Source organism: Chryseobacterium gallinarum (assembly GCF_001021975.1).
Classification (GTDB): domain Bacteria; phylum Bacteroidota; class Bacteroidia; order Flavobacteriales; family Weeksellaceae; genus Chryseobacterium; species Chryseobacterium gallinarum.
Genome location: NZ_CP009928.1, coordinates 1,035,453 through 1,054,788, shown reverse-complemented (window position 1 = coordinate 1,054,788; position 19,336 = coordinate 1,035,453). Strand labels below are relative to the sequence as shown.

Sequence of the window (19,336 nt, the reverse complement as noted above, 5' to 3'; positions counted from 1 at the left end):
GCAGTCTCTCTACCTTCTAATCATCCGCTCCATTCATTCTGTAAATAACAGGTATCCGGAATTTTCTATGACGATTTGCAAAACTTGTAAAGGCAGTCCCGTTATAAAGTATTATTTTTGCATAGACTTTAATTCTTTTCTTCGATCCGAACAATGAAAAAACAAGATACCTGGGGAATTATAAAGAGGTTGTTCTTTATCGGAATGAAATTTCGTTCTTGGTTTATCCTCACTTTGATAATTTCTGTCATACTTTCAATCGTTTCTACCTACAGGCCTTATCTTACCATGGAAGTAGTGGATAATGATATTACAAAGCTGAAAGATAAGGCTTTGATGATGAAACATATCTATATTTTAGTAGGATTGGTATTTGCAGAAACTATTCTAAACTTTTTCCTGGTTTATTTTTCCAATTTCATTTCACAGAATGTTATCCGTGATATCAGAGAACGATTATATGCCAAGCTGATTTATTTCAGAACTTCATTTTTTGATAAAACACCGATCGGGCAACTGGTAACCCGTGCCGTAGGAGATGTGGAAACAATTGCGACTGTGTATACAGACGGGTTTCTGATGGTTTTTGGAGATATTCTGAGAATTATATTTGTATTGATCATGATGTTCAGTACCAATGTCCATTTAAGTTATATTACCTTGGCTATTCTGCCTTTGATGGTAGTTATTACAAGGTTTTTTCAGAAAAGGCTCAAAAAGGCATTCGGGGATGAAAGAAACTGGACGGCAACTCAAAATTCATTTGTACAGGAAAGGCTTGCAGGAATGCCGATTATCCAGGTGTTCAACAGACAGGAAGCCGAATATAAAAAATTTGATGATATTAACATTACCCTGAAAGGAGCTCTGCTGAGAACAGTTTTCATCTTTTCTTTATTCTTTCCCGTAGTGGAACTTATTTCTTCATTGTTCATCGGTTTTATCCTGTTTTATGGAGGATATATTACCATCAGCGCGGGAGTGGTTATTGCTTTTATTCAGTATATTTCAATGCTGATCCGTCCGCTCAGACAGATTGCCGATCGTTTCAATAACATTCAGAGAGGTATTGTAGGGGCAGAAAGGGTATTGGGACTCATGGACGAAGAAAATTCAATGCCTAATACCGGAACGGTAAAAAAAGATCATTTTGCCGGAAAAATAGAATTCCGGAAAGTGCATTTTGCGTATGATGAAAAGCAGGAAGTTCTTAAAGGAATTGATTTTAAAGTAAATCCGGGAGAAACTGTAGCGATTGTAGGAGCTACCGGTGCAGGAAAATCTACGATCATCAGCCTGATTACAAGGCTTTACGATATTAATTCGGGGAGTATTCTCATTGATGATGTAGATTTAAAAGATTACGAGCTTTATAACCTGAGAAGTCATATCGGGGTTGTCTTGCAGGATGTTTTCCTTTTCCATGGAAGTATTTTTGAAAATCTTTCTTTCGGTGATGACAGCATTACCCTGGATAAAATAAAAGCCGGAGCCAGGGAAATTGAAGTAGACCAGTTCATCGAACAGCTGCCAGGCGGATACGATTATGTAGTAAGTGAAAGAGGCTCTTCCATTTCTTTAGGCCAGAGGCAATTGTTGTCCTTCCTTAGAGCATATTTATCCGATCCCAAAATCCTGATATTGGATGAAGCTACCTCTTCTATCGACCATGAAAGTGAAAAACTGATCCAGAGGGCTACAGAAAAGATTACCAAAAACAGGACATCAATTATTATAGCACACAGGCTTTCAACCATTGAAAAAGCAGATAAGATTATTGTTATGGAGCATGGTAAAATTGTGGAAGAAGGGAAGCATCTGGAGCTTTTAGATAAAAACGGATATTATGCTACCCTTTACAAAGCCCAGCTGCGCCATGAAGTAGAAATGGAAGAAGAGAAAAATCATAATTCATAGGGGTTATTCCGAAGTTTTTTTCCAGGCATCAGCCTATTGATCCGGGACTTTTTTTGCAATGGTTTTGAGATTTCCGGCTTGCTACACAAGTCTGATGCATCAGGCTTACCTTTTTAAAAAGCTCAGACCTTCTTAAAACTACAAAAAACAAAATGTTGGGTCGTACCGAAGGGGGTTATATGCTCTTCAGTAATGCACTTTATTTTTTCAAAATCTTGCTCAAACTGCTGAGATAAAGAGTGTTCATCATATTGCTGAATATCCAGCCCGCTGCATTGGGTGGGTCCTTTCGTGGAAAAAGTTCCCAAAATCATAAAATGGCTGGTATTTTTTCCGGCAATGCTGACATATTGGGATATCTGTTCTGCAGTGGTCAGAAAATGGAATGCTGCTCTGTCATGCCAGATGTCATAGGTTTCAGCAGGTTCAAATGCAGTAATATCCGCAGTGATCCATTTTACTTTGTCAGCAGCTTTTCCCAGGCGTTGTCTGGCTTTCTCTAAGGCTTTGGAAGAAATATCAAGAACGGTGATATTTTCGTAGCCTTCCTCAAGGAGGAAATCTACAAGATTGCTGTCGCCGCCTCCAATATCGATGATTTTGGCATCTTTTCCTAATCCAGAAGAATGGATGAAGGCAAGAGAAGTCTGAGGTTTTTTCTGAGTCCAGCTTACCTGGTCCGGATTTTTGGTTTCGTAAACATTTTCCCAGTGGCTTTTAGGATCAGGTGTGTTCATAATTCTTTAAACTGATTATTTATTTCTTCAAATTTATTAATTAATCCATCAATTTTAGCCTGTTGCTTCCTGATTGTTCTCGGCCTTATATAAAACCAGTTGAAACCTATCCAGAATAAGACGGCAGTGTAAGCAATAATGGCCGGTATAACTGACATTTTCAAAGTGTATTCGTACATATAAAAGCATAATCCCAGAAACAGTATCATAAAATATATATTCAGCATGGTAGTCTGCATAAATTTTTGTTTACCCTTTACAATATAAAGGCTTTGCAGGTACTCCTGATTGGTTTGGGTATTGTCAATCTTGTAAAAAACCATAAATAGCCTGTTATAAGCACACAGAAAAATCAACATTGCCAGGATAACGAGCACAATCCCGATTTTCGTAGTGACAAGCTGAGGCTGATAACGATACCAGATAAAAGCAATACCTAAAGAGGTTATGATCAACATGATGTTGATAAGAATAAGTTTGCGCAGATTTTCAAGCCTGAATTGTTTCAGTTTGCCAAGCAGTTCTTCAATGCTTGGTTGATGGGAAGTTTGTTGTTTCCATATATTTTTGAAATCAATATTAGTATCCATTTTCTTTGAATTTTTTAGTTAATTTTTCCTTGATCCGGTAGATTTTCACCCGTATGTTGGCTTCTGACAGTCCTGTGATAAGGGCTATTTCTGCTTGTTTTACTTCTTCCAGTTCCAAAGAAATAATAATCCTGTCTGTTTCAGGCAGCTCAGAGATAAACTGGTACAGCAGCTGTATCTGAGGCTCCATAGATTCCTGCTTTTTTTCCTCCAGATGAGCAGGAAGGCCGGTTTTAGAAAATTTTTTTTCTTTTTCAATCTGACGCAGGCAATTGTTGGAGGCAATTCTGAAAATCCATGTACCGATAGCGGATTCATTCCTGAATTTCGGGAGCTGCTGCCAGACAATGATAAATGTTTCCTGGGCCAGATCCTGCGCGAGTTCAGCATCATTAACATATCCCATACACAAACGGAATATCCTTTGCCAGTAGAGCTCATATATATCTTCAAATATCATTAATGTGCAGATAAGAAGTTATTCAGCTGATTAAAGTACCATTCTTTATCATCATACATAATAAAATGGAGCCCTTTTGAGGCATATTGAAAGTTAGCATTTTTCAGGTTTTTATATTGCCCTTCAATACTGGGTTTAAGGTTTATAAAAAAAGATTCCAGTAAAATAAGAGATGGACATTGTATGGATTTTATCTTTTCCCTGAGATCTGTATTGGAAAAATCACAATACATTTTGGCAAATGTTTTTCTGTCTGATTTCATACTCCAGCCAATAACGGTTTCCTGCATAGAAGTATCTGCTAAAAGACGAGGGATGGATTGGTTTTGCATTTGACGGAATTGTTCATCTGTCATTGCAGATAATTTATTAATGGTAGAAGTGCAGTCATTGTTTTCTTTGGATGTAAAATCCGGATCAGACAACGCTGCCAGACAAGGAAGTGTATCTACGATTACTATTTTACCTGGGAGTTCAGGATAGTCTGCTGCAATGGCCAGGGCCAGTCCGCCACCCATGCTATGTCCGATAATAACCGGCTTTTCAATCTTATTATTTTTTATATAGGCTGCAATTTCTTTTTCCCAATCTGTAAAACTGGCATCAGCATTAGCTTTCACGCCGGCAAATCCTGCCATAGTGAGAACATAACAAGTATACTTGTTTTCAAATTTTGCAATGGTTTCGTTCCATACCTCACCTGAAGAGGCAAAGCCCGGAATAAAGATTAAAGCCCGGCTGCCATTTCCGGTTTTCCTGACTTCGAACGGATATGATTTTTCCTGACCAAATACATTACATAAAGCAGCGAAAAATAACATCAGGATAAGAAGGAATTTGATTTTTTTCATGATTTCCAAAGTTTAAAGGTTTATTTGCCTTTTAGAGACCAACCTTTTTAAAATGTTACATTTATTTTTTAATTTTTTTTCAAAAATATTTCGAATATCTGCAGGGACTGTTTTAAATGGTTTTTGCCAGGGACTTGCTGCAGATCATAAACGGCAATTAGGTATTTTGTTTTGCTATTGTATATAACGTAAGAAGTATTGATTGTAAAAATAAACATCATTTTGTTGATTTTGTTAGATAAAACAAAAAAATAATGGATGTATGGTGTTTATATTGAGAAAAGTTTTTAAATTTATTAAATATTTAAACCTTTACCCGGAATATTAGAGGGGTATGGCATTAAGTTGGAATTTTTAACTAAAATCTATAAAATATAAATGAGCAGTAGTATCCAAGATGAATTTAAAGTCTTTAAAGACGAATTAAAGAAGCTGAATATCGAAGTACAGAAAGTTGTGAAAGTAGGAAACGGAAGTATGGATTTCCATGAAGTTTTTTACAAATCGCCAAGGTATGAAGAGGTAAAAAGTGTGTATGTCCAGCGACATAATCTGGACAGTATTATTGAAAAATTTAAACAAGCCTATCATTAAAATACAACCGGCGGCGCAGAGAATCTGCGCCGCCGGTTTCTTGAGGGCAATTTATTTAACGTAAGTTCAGACAAGAATTATCAGAATAACTTCAAGCCTATTATGGGTCGAATGATCTATTTTATTGTCATAAATTCCCGATTTCAGCGGTTAATCCTGATCCAGTGCTGATGTCTTTTTAGTGTCCCTCATTCTTATATAGACGATGAGTGAGAAGAAAATACAGGCTGTGATATACCAGTAAAAATATTCTTCTGTTCCGGTTTTTTTAAACCAAAGCGCAATATATTCTGCCGTTCCTCCAAAAACAGCCACCGTGAGTGCATACGGAAGGCCTACTCCAAGAGCTCTGATCTCGGAAGGAAATAGCTCTGCCTTTACCACAGCATTAATAGAAGTATATCCGCTCACAATAATCAGGGATACCATAATCAACAAAAAAGCTGTCCACATGGAAGTCGTATTGCTCAGGGCGGTAAGAAGCGGTACTGTACACAAAGTTCCCAGAACACCGAAGCTTAACAGAAGAGGCCGTCTTCCTATTTTATCAGATAAGCCCCCGAATACAGGCTGGAGACACGCAAAAATAAATAAGGAAATAAAAGAGATTAATGTAGATTCTTCCTTAGTCAGATGAACGGTGTTCACCAGGAATTTCTGCATATACGTTGTGTAAGTATAGAATGCCAGTGTGCCGCCCAAGGTCAGCCCAACTACAGTAAGCAGGGCTCTGGGATGTTTGAGAAGCTCTTTAACGGTTCCTTTTTTCTTTCCACTGACTTTTTTTTGGTTTTCAAAAGCTTCGGTTTCATGCAGATTGGCACGTAAATATAAAGCAATAATGGAAAGCATTGCTCCGATAACAAACGGAATTCTCCATCCCCAGTCTTCAAGTTGGGCTTCCGTTAACAGTAACTTTTGTAAAATAAGCTGAATTCCCAGCGCTATAAGCTGTCCGCCGATTAATGTTACATATTGAAAGCTGGAATAAAATCCTCTTCGGTCCTGGGTAGCCATTTCACTAAGATAGGTGGCAGATACCCCATATTCACCGCCAACACTCAGCCCCTGTAATAACCGGGCTGTTAAAAGCAGGAGTGGCGCCAGAATTCCTATGGTTGTATAGGTTGGAGTAAGGGCGATAAGAAGTGATCCGAAGGACATAAGCAATACGGAGAAGGTCATGGCTTTTTTTCTTCCTATTTTATCGGCAATGCTTCCGAACAGCCATCCTCCGATGGGGCGCATCAAAAAGCCAACAGCAAAAATTCCTGCGGTGTTCATCAACTGGGCATTCAGGTCGGAATCCGGAAAAAAAGAATGAGAAAAATAAATTGCAAAGGCTGCATACGCATACCAATCATACCATTCTACAAGATTTCCGATTGATCCGCCCACAATCGCTTTGATTCTCTGGGCAGTGGTGATTGAGGAAGAGTTCATATTTTCCGGGGAATTCTGATAATGGAAGGCAATATACAAATTTCATCTAAAAATAAACCGTACCGGGAAGAACGGTTTTACAGTAAATGATATTGTTTTTAAAATCTGTATCCTAAAGAAAGCCCGCTTCTAAAACCTGCCCATGGACCGTCTATTTTTATTCTGGCACCGTTGGCATTTGTTTCTACGGTATATTTTACAAAAGGGATATCCAGTTTTTCTATTTCTCTTTTAAGCTGTGCCTGCATGTCCGGGGTAAGCACGTAGTCAGAGGTCATGGTAAAATCGCCTTTTCCGCTTCCGTAGTGAGCACCGGCAATCCAGAAATCAAGGACGAGATTGCGACTTCGGGTAAGAAAAAATTGTACTCCGGCCATCAGTCCGCCACTATTCCCGTTAGTGCTTCCTTGTCCTTTAATGGGGATGGGGTAAGTAATTCCGTTGGGTCCGTTATAATCATAGTAAAAGTCGAAAGTATTGGATGAAACATTGGAATAGCGGTAGTAAGGGGCAAGGTAGAAGCCTTTTCCATATCCTTTTCCAAGATAAAATCTGGGCTCTACTGTAAATTGAGTTGCTTTTACCCTGAGATTTTGGAATCTTTTTTCATCTTCATCTTTCAGAAAGGCGTTGATGAACGGAACTTTCCCTTCAGGCATGGTTCCGAAGCCTATATTTAAAGAAAACCATTGATTAATGACTCTTTCATAAGATAAATTGATATTTCTGAAAGTATAGGCTGTAACATTAGTCTTTATGATATTCATTTTATCTGTCCGGATATTCTGGCTTTCCTGTGCTTCCGCTTTTGAAAACAGAATACTGAGAAAGAGTAAACTGGCCTTTTTCATAATCATATATTTTATGGTATACTATTGTCACAGCAAAAAACGGGCTGAATTTAATGTATTGTAGTTGTTATTAGAAAAAAATACTTATAAGTTTCAATTACTTAGGTATTTTTTTTATCTGATTCAAACTGAAATGTAACGAATTGGCAGTTAGATTTGTCTTATCAGTACTGTACTATTCTATGCGGAACATGAAAAAAACTATATATACCTTATTTTTACTTAGTGGAATTTTTGTTTTTTCACAAGAGAAGCAAAATGACACGGTGGAAGGAACGAAAACGAAAGAGATTCAGGCAGTTATTTTAAAATCACAGCGTAAAAAACAATTTGCAGATAAAGCCGTTTATACTTTTGATAAAGAAGCGCTGGAAAAAGCCCGTTATGCAAAAGATCTGCTTCAGACGCTTCCCGAATTGCAGCTTGATCCTGTTTCCAACACGATTACAAGTACCAAAGGAGGAACCACTCTATTTCTTATTAATGGTATTGAAGCAACCGATCTTCACATCCGGAGTATTGCTCCCGCTGAAGTGGTAAAAGTGGAATATTACGACATTCCACCGGCAAGATGGTCAACAAGAGCTGATACAGTGATTAATATCCTGACAAGATCTACCGAAACCGGTTATGTTTTCGGGGCAGATTCCTTTTTTGCACTGAATACAGGTTTTCTGAATAGCTCTGCCTATGCCAATTATACAAAAGGGAAAAATAATTTTGGCCTTGAATATTCCCTTAATCTGAGAGATTATAATGACAGAAGAGTCAATAGTATTTATGACTACCAGCTGGACGGAAAACATTATCGTTCTGACGAAGACAGGGCCGATCATTTCGGATACACTTTTCAGAGTGTAGCATTACGGTATACCCGTCTTGTCCCCGATAATTATGCCTTACAGGTAAAACTGAATACGGACATTTTCAGCAGGTTTTCAAAAGGAACCGGGCAAAGTATCTTCACTGCAGACAATTCCAATGAAGAGCATGCCATGTTTAAAAATAACGGTTCGGATTATGTAATTCCCAAATTGGATGTATATTATTCTAAAAAAATAGGTGAAAAAGATGAGGTGAGCATTAATGTGGTAGGTTCTCACTATACAACCAATACCTCGGAGACGGCCAAAGAATGGATTACAGGTTCGGGGCTGTCAGTCTACGATAATGACATGATGCTTAAAGCAAAACAGACAAGTGTAGTAGGAGAGCTTGCGCATGTTCACGATTTTACGACCGGGAAATTATCCTCCGGATATCGTATTTCCAGTTCTTCCATTTCGAATGATCTCAACAATCTTGCGGGATATTCGCAGTATAAAGTAAATTACCTTGAACAGTATTTTTATACCGAATTTTCAGGAAAAGCCGACCAGTTCAGTTACCGTATTGGTGCCGGCCTTACTAATATCCATAACAAAAGTGCTGAAAACACTTTTGACGAATGGAGCTTTACTCCCAAGGTTATTTTAGGTTACCAGTTGAAGAATAATCAGAATCTACGGTATACAGGAAGTTATAGCCCGGTAAGCCCGTGGAGTAGTGCGTTGAGCAGCAATGTGGTACAGCTGGCTCCCAATATAATACAGAGAGGTAATCCTTTCCTGAAATCTCAGCAGGTTTTTTCCAATAATCTGACGTATTCTTTTAACAATAAATACTTTGATTTTAATGCCACCTTGTTTTACCGGTATACAGACCGGATCATCAATCAGTATTATGTTTTGGATAATGAATTCGGAGGATATGCATTGACATACGAAAATGGAAAAAATGCCCAGAGGTACGGAGTGCAGCTAACCGGTTCCTATAAGCCGTTCGGAAACAGTCTTCTTGTAGTAAAAGCAGTACTTACCCCTACCTCGGAATTAGTGAGAAACAGCCAGGGAGCACTTATTAAGAATGATCTTATAGGTAATTATTTTGTACTGTCATCAGAGTATAAATCCTTTTCGCTGCAGTACCAGTTTAATATCCCTGTTTATAGCCTCAGCGGAGCATTTCTTAATACCAATGAAAACCAGAATAATGTTTTTGTAAGCTATAAACATAAAAACTGGACATTCTCAACAGGAATGTATTGGATCGGTATGCCTTCAGAGTATAAAACGAAGAGCCTTTCCGAAAGTGCAGTAGATTATAGGGTACATACACAGATTATGAATAATAAATCTATGTTTGTATTGGGGTTGAGCTATGATTTTTCAAAAGGAAAGAAAACGGAAATTCAGAGAAAGCTTAATAATGAAACAGCTCCGGCAGCTACTTTTTAATGATAGTATAGAAAAACCGCTCTGATTACAGAGCGGCTTTCCTATGCATTAAATAAAATAAAGTTTAGTTGCTGATAATCATTTTGCGGTAAGCATAAATATCTTCAATAGTAACCACGCTCATATCTTTTTTAAGAGCAAAGTCTACGATTTCCGGAAGTCTTGCCATGGAGCCGTCCTCATTGGTTAATTCACATAAAACGGCATCGTCCCCCAGATTGGCCATTTTTACAAGATCTACGCTGCCTTCAGTGTGGCCGCGTCTTTCAAAAACTCCTCCTTTTCTGGCGATCAATGGGAAAACGTGCCCTGGGCTAGCGATGTGCTCGGCTTGTGCATCCGGGGCTACGGCTGTCCTGATGGTCGTTACACGGTCTTTCGCGGAAACTCCTGATTCTACTCCTTCTTTAGCTTCAATTGTAATGGTAAATGCGGTCTGATTTTTTGAATTATTGTTTTCTACCATCGGTCGCAGGTTGAGGTGTCTGCTTTTTTCTTCAGAAATGCATAGGCACACAATTCCGCTGCACTCGCGGATCAGAAGAGCCATATCCTGTTCTGTAATGGTGGAGGCGGGAAAGATGATATCACCTTCATTTTCTCGGTTTTCATCATCTACTAAAAGAATACCTTTTCCCCGTTGTAATGTTTGAAGTGCTTTTTCTACACGTTCTGCGGAGGTTGCTCCGAATTGTTCTAATAATTTTTCCATGTTATTTTACTTTTAAAAGTTAAAATAGTCTTCGGTACATGGAAATGAAATACGACACAGTAAGAGTTCCTAGGAAATCTTATTGGCCGTCTCATTTTCTTCTCCCATCCAGACTTTAACTGTCGGTTCCGGAATTTCACCAGATCAGTCCCTTCAAAGAAAGGAGTCGCGGACTATAACCGCCGGTAGGGAATTTCACCCCGCCCCGAAGAAAACTTATACTAAGTTTTGCTGTATGTTATAATTTACATTTTTATTTCATAGAATTCTATTTAATGCACAGACTGCTAATTTCGGGAAGTTTTTCGAATTAGAGAAGTTTTTTATAAGATTTTCAGGGGATGTGGCAATTGGAAGTATATTATTTCCTCAGTATCTTTTCCATTGATTTCCCTTTTGCCAACTCATCAATCAGCTTGTCCAGATACCGGATATTTCTCATCAGATCATCCTCAATATCTTCTATGCGATATCCGCAGATAACTCCTTTTATCAATGAGGTATTAGGATTCATTTGAGGAGCGTTTTCAAAAAAAGTTTTAAAATCCGTTCTGTTGTCTAATATCTCCTGCAAATTTTTTTCATCATATCCGGTGAGCCATGATATAATTTCGTGCACTTCTTCTTTCGTACGTCCTTTTTTTTCGGCTTTCTGAATATAATGAGGATAAACACTGGCAAAGGCCGTAGTATAAATTTTAGTGTTTTGCATATATTTTTTTCATTGATACTAATGAGCAATTTACAAAAAGATTGGAAATCGTATTTTTAGATAATAAATCTCGGCATCATAGTAATGCCGGGATTTATTGTTTGGTTTTATTTTGATAGCATGCTGATAATGAGGACTGCGTATAAGACTCCTGTAGTATCTTTTATTTCACATTTAAAATACGTAAGGTTTTTTAAAAATTTCTGTTGGAATACTTCAACCCTGAATTCTACTCCGGTAGGCATGGCTTTGGAAGCGTAACCTTCAAGGCTGTCTATCTCATGAGACCCTTCGCCTCCCAGGAGTTTGAAAATTTCCCTCAGCACACAGTTACCGAGATAAACAAATGGTACAATGGGGTAGTTTTCAAAATGTCCCTTGCACTGGTTGGGGGTAAAAGGCATTATCGAAATGGTGAACTGGTGCTGATCCCCGGAATATTCTATGCTCGCTTCAGGAAGTTTCTCATCGTGGTATTCCACAGGAACATCATTGAAATAATCTTTATAAAAAAGCTGAAATGCATTTTGTGTAATAATATAGTAATCGAGTTCAAAAGAATATAAGGGCTCTTTGGAATGGATATCTTTTACAATAAGATGAGATTTGCCTTTTCTTTGGGACTCCAGAAAACTTTCACTTGTGATAGATACCGATTCAGGGGTTTTATAAGACAGTTTCCTGATCCTTAACTTTTCGCCCAGAAAATAAATTTTTTCTTTGGACGAGTCATTCAGAAGCTTATATAAGCTACAGCTTCCCAGTGAAGCAAGGGTTTTTAATAAATGGGTGAAATTTTCATTATTAAAGTTCCAATCTGTAATTTCCGTCTCTATGGTATTTCCATTGACAATGATGTGTTCAGGAATAGAGATGTAAGGTGCCGTTTCCCCAATGTAAGGGATAATTGTTTCTTTTAGGTCAAGTGTTTTCATTTGAATGAGGGATTTTTTTATTTAATTCATTGATGTGCAGGTTATTTCCCACAGCGTGATGTTGCTGTAAAAAATTAAACTGTTGGAATTTTCATTGTGTTTCTCGAATCTATACCTGAAATTCAGCTTTCTGATGGGAATTGTTGATAAAAGCTGAGATCATTTTTTACTATAAGGTGGACTTTCTGTTTTCATATTGGAGGTGATTTCATAATAATATTTCTTTATTTGGTGATTTTATGTATTGCAATTTACTAAAAAATAATAATAAATGATTATGAATAAATATTTATAATTTTATGCTTCGATTGCCAAAGTAAATCATTGTGGAAAAGTTGGCAGTATAAGTTATCCACAACTCCTGATTTTGTGGAAAAGAAATATATTGATTTTAAAGTAGGTAAAAAATTATATATCAGTATATTATATATATTTTTATTTCCCGTATTCAACAAGATATCCATATTTTATCCACAATAAATGTTGAGTATTTAAAAAGTTATCCACATTTTATGGTGTTGTAGAAATTGAAATCTGTTTTGAAATGTTTGGAGCAATAGATAAAAAAAATTTTCTGAATAAAATATGATATTGTGGAAACTATGAATTTTCTATATGTTTTCAGATGTGTTTATCCCATAGTAAAGCCATCCAGGATAATCCCAGATAAATGTATTTTAATAAATGCAGTGAATTTTCTTACCTGAATCTTACTTCTGTTCTTTATAAATATTCCAGAAGTTAAAATCGGTCATCGGTGCATCGGTAATTCCTACATTTCTCCCCATTGTTACAATCTGACCCCTGTGATACGTGCCATGAAGAATAATATGTTGGATATATTCATATTTGGAGAAATCACATTGGAACCATTGGGATTCAATTTTTACATTTCTGGATAAATCTTCTTCCGATAAACTTTCTACATAATCTACCAGCTTTTGCGAATTATTTTTTATAGCATTGAAAATATCTTCTTTACCGGTTATGGCTGCTGTTTTCTCAAAATCAAAATCATTATTCTCGGCAATGAAGCTCCACCAGTATTCCTGAGTTTGCCAGATGTGATGTAAAGTCTTTAAAATAGTAGGAAAGCTTGAAATGGTTTCCCGGTTAAGCTGTTCGTCAGACTTTGTGGACAACCAGTCGATGTATTTATTGACTACCCAGTTGTTGTACTGAACACTTTTGTCGATTAATGTTTTTAAACTCATAATGATTAATATTTAGTGGATTTGTATGGTAAGTATTTAAAGTCCGAAATAGCGGTCTTTATGTATGTTTTCAGGGTTGATAAGGGCTTTGTTGCTGTAGGTGGCTGCTTCGAACTCACTGATGTTGACAGATAGGAAGGAGATGTCGGGAAGCAATTCTGTAAGTTTTATGCTGATCTGTCTTGATAAGCCGGCTTTTTGTTCTGTACTCCGTCCTTCCATGATATATCCGAAAACATGTAGAAAGTTTTTCTTATTATTTCCCAGCCGGTAATGGGAATAAGGCTGCAGCCTGACTTTTATGTCATTGGGGGCAAATAATCCTGTGGAATCAGCAGTTTCATAAACCGCATCCATGATCTCATCAGGTGTTTTTTGCTGAAGAATATCTTGTGAACAGTCTATGATAAAGTGCGGCATGGTTGTTTTATTGATTGACTTTTAGTTAGTTAAAAATAAGAAAAATAGCAATGGGTTTTTATAAAAAAACCACTCTATGATAAGAATGGTATATTTTCATGATTGATATTATTTTTTTATTTCTGATTTGTACTGTTTAATAATTCAAAACAGATTTTATCAATAGGATCATTGATTTCAGAAACATTTGAAAGAATAATTACTGCAGTCTTATCATTGGCATTTACAGCCATTGAAGAAGAATATCCTCCTGTGCCTCCGTTGTGCCACACGAATTCTTTTCCTTCCTTTGATATAAGAATATGCCACCCCAAACCGATTTTCATGGTGCCGTTTATGGTGAAAGTTGGTTTTCTGGTTAAGGCCAGCTCTTTATTTTCAGGATCAAATTGCGCATTGGCAAATTTGGCTAAATCTTCCGTTGTGGATAATATTCCACCAGCTCCGAATAAAACATCAAAATCCCAGTTGGAGGCTATCTCACCATTTTTACGGTATCCTTTAATGAGCCTGCCTCCCAGGCCTTCCGAACTGGTAAATGAACTATTCATGTGATATTTATCAAAAATATTTTTTTGTACTAATTTCTGAAAAGTCGTTTTTTGAGACAGTCCCAGGGTATATCCTAACAATCCCGCTCCTAAATTTGAATAGCTGTAGGTTTTATTGCCATGGATAAGAAAATTTTTAAGGTATTCTTCAAGCTCTTTTAGATGATAAGCTTTATAAGGATTAGCTTCATTAGACAGGTCCAGGTTGTCTGGTAAGCGGGGCAGTCCCGAGGTATGGTTGGCTAAACTCTCAAAATTTAATGTGATATTATTTTTAAAAGCAAAAGGGTAGTATGGATTGATATTATCGGTCAGCTTTATTTTGTTGGCTTCTGCCAGAGACGCAAGTACAGTTGAAGTAAATACTTTTGTAATGGAGCCGATCTCGAAAATTTTATTTTGATTTTCAATAGGTTTTATAGCGCCGTTTTCTTTTAAGATTCCATAATAATTTGTCTTACCGTTTTGAATAAGGGCAATGGATAGCTGAGTGTTATCCGGAAAATCTTTTGATTTCGAATAAATGATTTCTGCAATTTCCTTTGGGTAAATAGTCAGTGCATTAACGGTTTTACTCTGAGATTCTTTTATCTCTTCATATGGTTTGATGAATAGCCCGTTTATTGTATTTTGTTTGTCGAGAGAAATATTAACAGCTAATACCGTTTTTTCAAACTGTGTCTTATAAGTAGCATAAGTCCCTTGTTGATAGCCTGTGAATTCTTTACTTTTGATATCACCTGCCTGAGCTTTCAGGCCTGCCAAGAACTGTTTCGTATTCTCAAGAGGCAGAGCCTGCTTCATTCCGGTTGAAAAGCTATTGAAAATTTCTTCATACTTCCCGGTATTATAGTTTTTTTGAAAATGATCAATGGCAGTGGTATAATTTTCAGTCTGAGCCGATAAATGATGAATTGTAAAAATAAATATTAGGAAGCAAAACAGCTTTTTCATGGTAGTTTTATAGATATTAGTTAAGGGCTAATTTACATATTTATTCAGTAACAGCCAGGTAAAGATAGAAAGGTTCCGGAACTCTTCATCTGAAATTTTACATACAGATGATCAAGCCTTAAGATATTTTGAAAAAATTATTTCTGAAAAGCAGATCTTTAAATTTTAATTTACTTTTTCCATTTCCGGAGATATTTTCCATTCCTTCATGATGTCTAACAGGTTCTTTTTCATCCTGAAATATTTTCTGCTGAGAAGGTATGGATAAATATTCATAGCATTGATCAGAAGCTGTATGTTTGATTCGAGGTATTGGTTATTATTAAAGTATATCAAATCATTTTGAATATAATAATCCATGTCTTTTATATCCTGCTCATTCAAATCCACTGATGCTGTGCCATCCTCCAGATAAGCCCGTATTTCGTTTTTTAACTTTTCCTCAAAAGGTATCATAAGACTGAATTTATGTTTAATCTGATCAAATGGTGTTTGGGTACTCATGAATACGGTTGCATTACTCATATCAGTATAAACACTCAGCTTTTCTTCATATTGGTGGTCAAATTCTGCAAGACGTTGGTAAGCTTGTATAAATTCATTCTTTCTGCCGTGTTCTCCTGTTGAAAAGTAATTGTAGATATCAGAATCGTTCTGCTGAATCTGGGACTTTACATCTGTGATAGCGTTATTTAACATAGGAAGCAGCTTATGAGCTTCGCTGGCACTATATTTTTGACCGTCATAATCAAATGTTTTCAAAGCCAATTCTTTATTAACAATAGCCTCGATGGTATTTTTATCGTTTTCCAGGGCAATAAGGGCATAGACCAGCTCTACCTTTTCTTTGCTGAAAAGATCATCAAAAGAAAGTTTTTTGGGTATCTGATTTTTATCAACTGTAAAATCAGGGTTTTTGTTATTGTAATAGCTGTTGAAAACCCTGTCAAATGAATCGTTCGTATACTGTTCTTCGAATTCTGCTTTAAAAGTATTCAATTCCAGGTTAATTTTTTCCTTTTGGTATTTTACCCTTGAAAATAATTTTGCAGTAAGCTTTTCTTCTGTCTGTTCGAAATCTCTGAATAAATTTCTGGCAGGCTCGTGGTTTGCCTCTTTTATAATATTGAGGGCCCTGAGTCTTGTGATACGTTCCTCATGGGAAGGATGCGAGGCCCATTGATTCTCTATAACCAGTTTAGATTTGTTAAAAAGACCTGATTCAGACAGCTTTATATTAGGAAAGTTGTGTTTTATTTCAACTTCATTCAATTGGGCAAAAAAGTTCATCACAAAAGATTGTTCGGCATAAATATTTTTGCTTGCTTGGTTTTTTGAAATTCTGGATTCATAAAAAGTAAGCACATTGTTATATGAATTGCTGGCTAATTCTATTCTTAAAAGAGATTCTTCCAATGAGAGTGAGCCAGCAATATGGGCGGCCACTTCATCGGCATGAAACTCCATTTCCCTGGAGAGTGCCAAATGGCGGATGTTTACAAAAGAATACATTTTGGTAAGCACCCATTGGATTTTCTGAGTAATAAACATAGAAATTGCAGCAAAAATAGAAAAGTACCCGCTTATGTTCGCCCAGCTTTCCACAGAATTACGATAGGACTGATCATCGTTGACCAGGTTAAAAATAATCTGGTTTACATTGTAGACATAGCTTCCCACTTTCATAGACCGTTGAGAAAAATGCCCGAATTCATGGGATAGGATGGCTTTCAATTCCTGTTTTGTTGTCGTATTGATCAATCCCGCCCCAATTGTCAGATTCTTTTTGATGGGCAGAAACATACTCCAGAAACTTGAATCATAAAAAACACTGGCATTAACATCATAGGATAGATATACTTTTTTCGGAAAATCAGTTCCGGCTTCTTCTACAATTTCGTCAATCATTTTAAAAAGTGCAGGCTCCTGGGTTCTGGTTATTTCCGTAAGATGGCTTCTGTCATTAATGTGTTTTTTGAATAAGAATTTAATGATAAAAAAGAATATGAAAACACCTGTTCCTGCAGCGCCTATGCCGAGCATTAAAGTTAAAAACATGGGTTTGGCAATGATCAGCAAAATTCCTCCACCTATGCAGGCCGCCGTTAATAAGACGGTAAACAGGAATAAAAGAATATACACCATGACAAAAATGCCAATGGCCAGAATAGCAGATTTACTTTTCTTTTTAAAATCCTCCGAAACTTGAATATACATGGAAATAGTTTTTTACAATATTACATTGATATTGCTAAGAAAACAAGCAACTTTTCAAATTTGTGAAGTGGTGCTGATTGTATTTTGGTTATAAATAACGTCAGTTCGGGATAAGGATTTTTCTGATGGAGTCAAATTTGAAGTTGGAGGATGGAAGATGGAAGTCATGGAGGCCATAAAAATAACCATTTATCTGCTTTATCTTCTTTAAAGTAAAATTAAATTAATGGTGTTGTTGACTGATAGTCATTATAACTGAAGTAACTTCCAGCTTCTCTCTTCTCTCTTCTCTCTTCTCTCTTCCATCTTCCATCCTTTATCCTTAATTTCTTAATCCGAACTCAGGTTATAATTAACAATCAAAGGATAGCTTTAGCTTTTTTAATCTGGTAAATTATTCCCACGATAAGTCCTGCCACTCCTCCTATATATCCAAAGTTATGAATGGAACCTACATTGATAAAATTCCGGATATCTACAGTCTCCAAAGGAATATACCAGTCAGTATTTTCAGGTGTCAGGAAGTAAACAGCAAAAAAATATCCTGAAATTCCCAGTACAACAGTAATGCAGAGATTGATCAATATTGATTGTAAAGTCACTTTAAGTACTTTCCTGCTGTCGAGGAATATTGAGACAGAAGCATAGGCTATTCCCAGAAATAATCCGACCCACCAGGTAGCCAGAAATCCGACGATACCCGCTTTTATCCTGATGTTTAAATCTAAATTTTCAATTCCAAATTGCGGAAATTTAAGAAGAGTATAATATTCAGGTGAAAGGGTAAATGTAATTTGATCATGCAATATTCCATAGGTTCCAGCGAATAGAATGGAAATAATAATAATCAGGATAAAATTTAATAATTGTTTCATTTTCTATTTGAAATAATTTTGCCGGACTGGTTTTCTGTTTTATGAACAAAGTCAGAAACAGCCTTCACAAATTCCTTATTTTTTTCGTAATAGAGTATGTGCCCGCCATCTATTTTTATAATCTGCTGGTTGGGAAACAAAAAAGAAGCGTAATGATCTTCACCGATAGAATGATCTTTTGTTCCTGTGATGACAAGTACAGGTGTCTTTATAGATTGGGTAAAGGGAGTATAATCCTTCCAATATTCCTGTATGGAGAAAGCTTTTTGGGCAAAATCAAAAGTACTTGGGTTTTTACTGTCTATTTTATTTAATAATTCTACATTACTTTTATTCCCGGAGAGCATTTTATAATCCAGTCCTTGTTTACCTAATTCATTTCTGGTTTTGATAAAGTCCGGTAATAAGGAAGCATCTGAAAGGGTGAAATCAGTGTTCATCAGCTGATTCATATAACGGATTTGCTGTTGAAGTGAATATTTCAGGTTCAAAGTGCAGTTGGCCAGGATAATTCCTTTAACGCGTTCAGGATATTTCTGTGCATAATTGGTGGCTAATATTCCACCGAATGAATGGGCCAGCAGATAAACCTTTTCTGTTCCGGACTGTTTTCTGATTTCTTCAATATCCTCAACCATCCTGTCCAATGAGTAATTTTCTTCCGGAGCATTTCCGGATCGCCCGCTTCCCCGCTGATCATAATAGATCATGGCAAGTTGGGATTCCAGTTTATTGCCACCGAGGCTTTCAAAGGATTCGCTCCATGCACCCGGTCCGCCATGAATGAAAATACATACCGGGCCTTTGCCTGACTTTTTTGTAAATAGTTTTACGTGATCACCGGTCAATACAGGATAGTCTTTGTTATCCTGAGCTTTGATGTTTGTATTGAAAATAAACAAGAAAAGTAAGGTGAATTTTAAAAATGCGGCCATGTTTGTACGATTAAGGGCTGAAATTATTTCTAATGCCCCCCAAATATAGTAATAATTGAATGTAAAATACTGTTTCAGATCAGTTCAAAGAA

18 protein-coding genes and 1 riboswitch are annotated in these 19,336 nt (G+C 36.6%); of the genes, 3 read left to right on the top strand and 15 right to left on the bottom strand.

Annotation, left to right across the window (positions count from 1 at the left end):
• The first annotated feature begins 153 nt into the window (after positions 1 to 153).
• Positions 154 to 1,917, top strand: coding sequence for an ABC transporter ATP-binding protein (locus OK18_RS04770; RefSeq protein WP_053327279.1), 1,764 nt, complete (start codon positions 154 to 156; stop codon positions 1,915 to 1,917).
• Positions 1,918 to 2,039: 122 nt separating this feature from the next.
• On the opposite strand, the gene OK18_RS04765 is transcribed toward OK18_RS04770, so the two are convergent.
• The 4 genes from OK18_RS04765 to OK18_RS04750 are packed head-to-tail and all read right to left on the bottom strand — an operon-like array spanning position 2,040 to position 4,555.
• On the bottom strand, positions 2,040 to 2,654 hold the full coding sequence (locus tag OK18_RS04765) for a class I SAM-dependent methyltransferase (protein ID WP_053327278.1): 615 nt from the start codon (positions 2,652 to 2,654) through the stop codon (positions 2,040 to 2,042).
• A complete protein-coding gene (locus OK18_RS04760) occupies positions 2,651 to 3,244 on the bottom strand; it encodes a hypothetical protein (RefSeq protein WP_053327277.1) in 594 nt (197 codons plus the stop codon). The genes OK18_RS04765 and OK18_RS04760 overlap by 4 nt, the downstream gene beginning before the upstream one ends.
• Positions 3,234 to 3,704, bottom strand: a complete 471-nt coding sequence (locus OK18_RS04755; protein WP_053327276.1) for an RNA polymerase sigma factor — start codon at positions 3,702 to 3,704, stop codon at positions 3,234 to 3,236. The genes OK18_RS04760 and OK18_RS04755 overlap by 11 nt, the downstream gene beginning before the upstream one ends.
• Entirely contained in the window at positions 3,704 to 4,555 is an 852-nt protein-coding gene (locus OK18_RS04750; protein ID WP_053327275.1) for an alpha/beta fold hydrolase, read from the bottom strand. Before OK18_RS04750 ends, OK18_RS04755 begins: the two co-directional genes overlap by 1 nt.
• Before the next feature lie 378 nt (positions 4,556 to 4,933).
• On the opposite strand from OK18_RS04750, the gene OK18_RS04745 reads away from it, so the two are divergent.
• Entirely contained in the window at positions 4,934 to 5,149 is a 216-nt protein-coding gene (locus OK18_RS04745) for a hypothetical protein (protein ID WP_050022229.1), read from the top strand.
• Positions 5,150 to 5,299: 150 nt separating this feature from the next.
• On the opposite strand, the gene OK18_RS04740 is transcribed toward OK18_RS04745, so the two are convergent.
• Complete coding sequence (locus OK18_RS04740) at positions 5,300 to 6,592, bottom strand: MFS transporter (protein ID WP_053327274.1); 1,293 nt, start codon at positions 6,590 to 6,592, stop codon at positions 5,300 to 5,302.
• A gap of 98 nt (positions 6,593 to 6,690) precedes the next feature.
• Complete coding sequence (locus OK18_RS04735) at positions 6,691 to 7,443, bottom strand: hypothetical protein (protein ID WP_053329292.1); 753 nt, start codon at positions 7,441 to 7,443, stop codon at positions 6,691 to 6,693.
• 191 nt (positions 7,444 to 7,634) lie between these two features.
• Between OK18_RS04735 and OK18_RS04730 the strand changes: the two genes are divergently transcribed.
• A complete protein-coding gene (locus OK18_RS04730) occupies positions 7,635 to 9,719 on the top strand; it encodes a TonB-dependent receptor domain-containing protein (RefSeq protein ID WP_053327273.1) in 2,085 nt (694 codons plus the stop codon).
• A gap of 64 nt (positions 9,720 to 9,783) precedes the next feature.
• On the opposite strand, the gene ribB is transcribed toward OK18_RS04730, so the two are convergent.
• The 9 genes from ribB to OK18_RS04685 all read right to left on the bottom strand — a co-directional run bounded on the left by ribB (position 9,784) and on the right by OK18_RS04685 (position 19,244).
• Positions 9,784 to 10,431 carry a 3,4-dihydroxy-2-butanone-4-phosphate synthase gene (gene ribB, locus OK18_RS04725; RefSeq protein ID WP_050022227.1) on the bottom strand — a complete coding sequence of 216 codons (648 nt, stop codon included), beginning with the start codon at positions 10,429 to 10,431 and terminating at the stop codon, positions 9,784 to 9,786.
• 92 nt (positions 10,432 to 10,523) lie between these two features.
• Positions 10,524 to 10,648, bottom strand: a riboswitch (FMN riboswitch).
• A gap of 144 nt (positions 10,649 to 10,792) precedes the next feature.
• Positions 10,793 to 11,143 carry a DUF2200 domain-containing protein gene (locus OK18_RS04720; RefSeq protein WP_053327272.1) on the bottom strand — a complete coding sequence of 117 codons (351 nt, stop codon included), beginning with the start codon at positions 11,141 to 11,143 and terminating at the stop codon, positions 10,793 to 10,795.
• A gap of 107 nt (positions 11,144 to 11,250) precedes the next feature.
• Positions 11,251 to 12,078 (bottom strand): hypothetical protein, encoded by an 828-nt coding sequence (locus OK18_RS04715; RefSeq protein WP_053327271.1) that lies wholly within the window; start codon positions 12,076 to 12,078, stop codon positions 11,251 to 11,253.
• Positions 12,079 to 12,788: 710 nt separating this feature from the next.
• Positions 12,789 to 13,292, bottom strand: a complete 504-nt coding sequence (locus tag OK18_RS04710; RefSeq protein WP_050022225.1) for a DinB family protein — start codon at positions 13,290 to 13,292, stop codon at positions 12,789 to 12,791.
• Positions 13,293 to 13,328: 36 nt separating this feature from the next.
• Positions 13,329 to 13,712, bottom strand: a complete 384-nt coding sequence (locus OK18_RS04705) for a 5-carboxymethyl-2-hydroxymuconate Delta-isomerase (RefSeq protein ID WP_053327270.1) — start codon at positions 13,710 to 13,712, stop codon at positions 13,329 to 13,331.
• Positions 13,713 to 13,828: 116 nt separating this feature from the next.
• Entirely contained in the window at positions 13,829 to 15,217 is a 1,389-nt protein-coding gene (locus tag OK18_RS04700) for a serine hydrolase (protein ID WP_053327269.1), read from the bottom strand.
• Positions 15,218 to 15,382: 165 nt separating this feature from the next.
• Positions 15,383 to 17,434 (bottom strand): M48 family metalloprotease, encoded by a 2,052-nt coding sequence (locus OK18_RS04695; protein ID WP_053327268.1) that lies wholly within the window; start codon positions 17,432 to 17,434, stop codon positions 15,383 to 15,385.
• 359 nt (positions 17,435 to 17,793) lie between these two features.
• Entirely contained in the window at positions 17,794 to 18,309 is a 516-nt protein-coding gene (locus OK18_RS04690; RefSeq protein WP_053327267.1) for a hypothetical protein, read from the bottom strand.
• Positions 18,306 to 19,244 carry an alpha/beta hydrolase gene (locus OK18_RS04685; RefSeq protein ID WP_053327266.1) on the bottom strand — a complete coding sequence of 313 codons (939 nt, stop codon included), beginning with the start codon at positions 19,242 to 19,244 and terminating at the stop codon, positions 18,306 to 18,308. Before OK18_RS04685 ends, OK18_RS04690 begins: the two co-directional genes overlap by 4 nt.
• Positions 19,245 to 19,336: the final 92 nt, after the last annotated feature.

Excerpts from the sequence above, each read along its gene's own strand:
- OK18_RS04690 (WP_053327267.1), bottom strand. The coding sequence starts at position 18,309 with ATGAAACAATTATTAAATTTTATCCTGATTATTATTATTTCCATTCTA.
- OK18_RS04760 (WP_053327277.1), bottom strand. The coding sequence starts at position 3,244 with ATGGATACTAATATTGATTTCAAAAATATATGGAAACAACAAACTTCC.
- ribB (WP_050022227.1), bottom strand. The coding sequence starts at position 10,431 with ATGGAAAAATTATTAGAACAATTCGGAGCAACCTCCGCAGAACGTGTA.
- OK18_RS04770 (WP_053327279.1), top strand. The coding sequence starts at position 154 with ATGAAAAAACAAGATACCTGGGGAATTATAAAGAGGTTGTTCTTTATC.
- OK18_RS04715 (WP_053327271.1), bottom strand. The coding sequence starts at position 12,078 with ATGAAAACACTTGACCTAAAAGAAACAATTATCCCTTACATTGGGGAA.
- OK18_RS04705 (WP_053327270.1), bottom strand. The coding sequence starts at position 13,712 with ATGCCGCACTTTATCATAGACTGTTCACAAGATATTCTTCAGCAAAAA.
- OK18_RS04695 (WP_053327268.1), bottom strand. The coding sequence starts at position 17,434 with ATGTATATTCAAGTTTCGGAGGATTTTAAAAAGAAAAGTAAATCTGCT.
- OK18_RS04700 (WP_053327269.1), bottom strand. The coding sequence starts at position 15,217 with ATGAAAAAGCTGTTTTGCTTCCTAATATTTATTTTTACAATTCATCAT.
- OK18_RS04720 (WP_053327272.1), bottom strand. The coding sequence starts at position 11,143 with ATGCAAAACACTAAAATTTATACTACGGCCTTTGCCAGTGTTTATCCT.
- OK18_RS04730 (WP_053327273.1), top strand. The coding sequence starts at position 7,635 with ATGAAAAAAACTATATATACCTTATTTTTACTTAGTGGAATTTTTGTT.
- OK18_RS04740 (WP_053327274.1), bottom strand. The coding sequence starts at position 6,592 with ATGAACTCTTCCTCAATCACCACTGCCCAGAGAATCAAAGCGATTGTG.
- OK18_RS04685 (WP_053327266.1), bottom strand. The coding sequence starts at position 19,244 with ATGGCCGCATTTTTAAAATTCACCTTACTTTTCTTGTTTATTTTCAAT.
- OK18_RS04710 (WP_050022225.1), bottom strand. The coding sequence starts at position 13,292 with ATGAGTTTAAAAACATTAATCGACAAAAGTGTTCAGTACAACAACTGG.
- OK18_RS04735 (WP_053329292.1), bottom strand. The coding sequence starts at position 7,443 with ATGAAAAAGGCCAGTTTACTCTTTCTCAGTATTCTGTTTTCAAAAGCG.
- OK18_RS04765 (WP_053327278.1), bottom strand. The coding sequence starts at position 2,654 with ATGAACACACCTGATCCTAAAAGCCACTGGGAAAATGTTTACGAAACC.
- OK18_RS04745 (WP_050022229.1), top strand. The coding sequence starts at position 4,934 with ATGAGCAGTAGTATCCAAGATGAATTTAAAGTCTTTAAAGACGAATTA.
- OK18_RS04755 (WP_053327276.1), bottom strand. The coding sequence starts at position 3,704 with ATGATATTTGAAGATATATATGAGCTCTACTGGCAAAGGATATTCCGT.
- OK18_RS04750 (WP_053327275.1), bottom strand. The coding sequence starts at position 4,555 with ATGAAAAAAATCAAATTCCTTCTTATCCTGATGTTATTTTTCGCTGCT.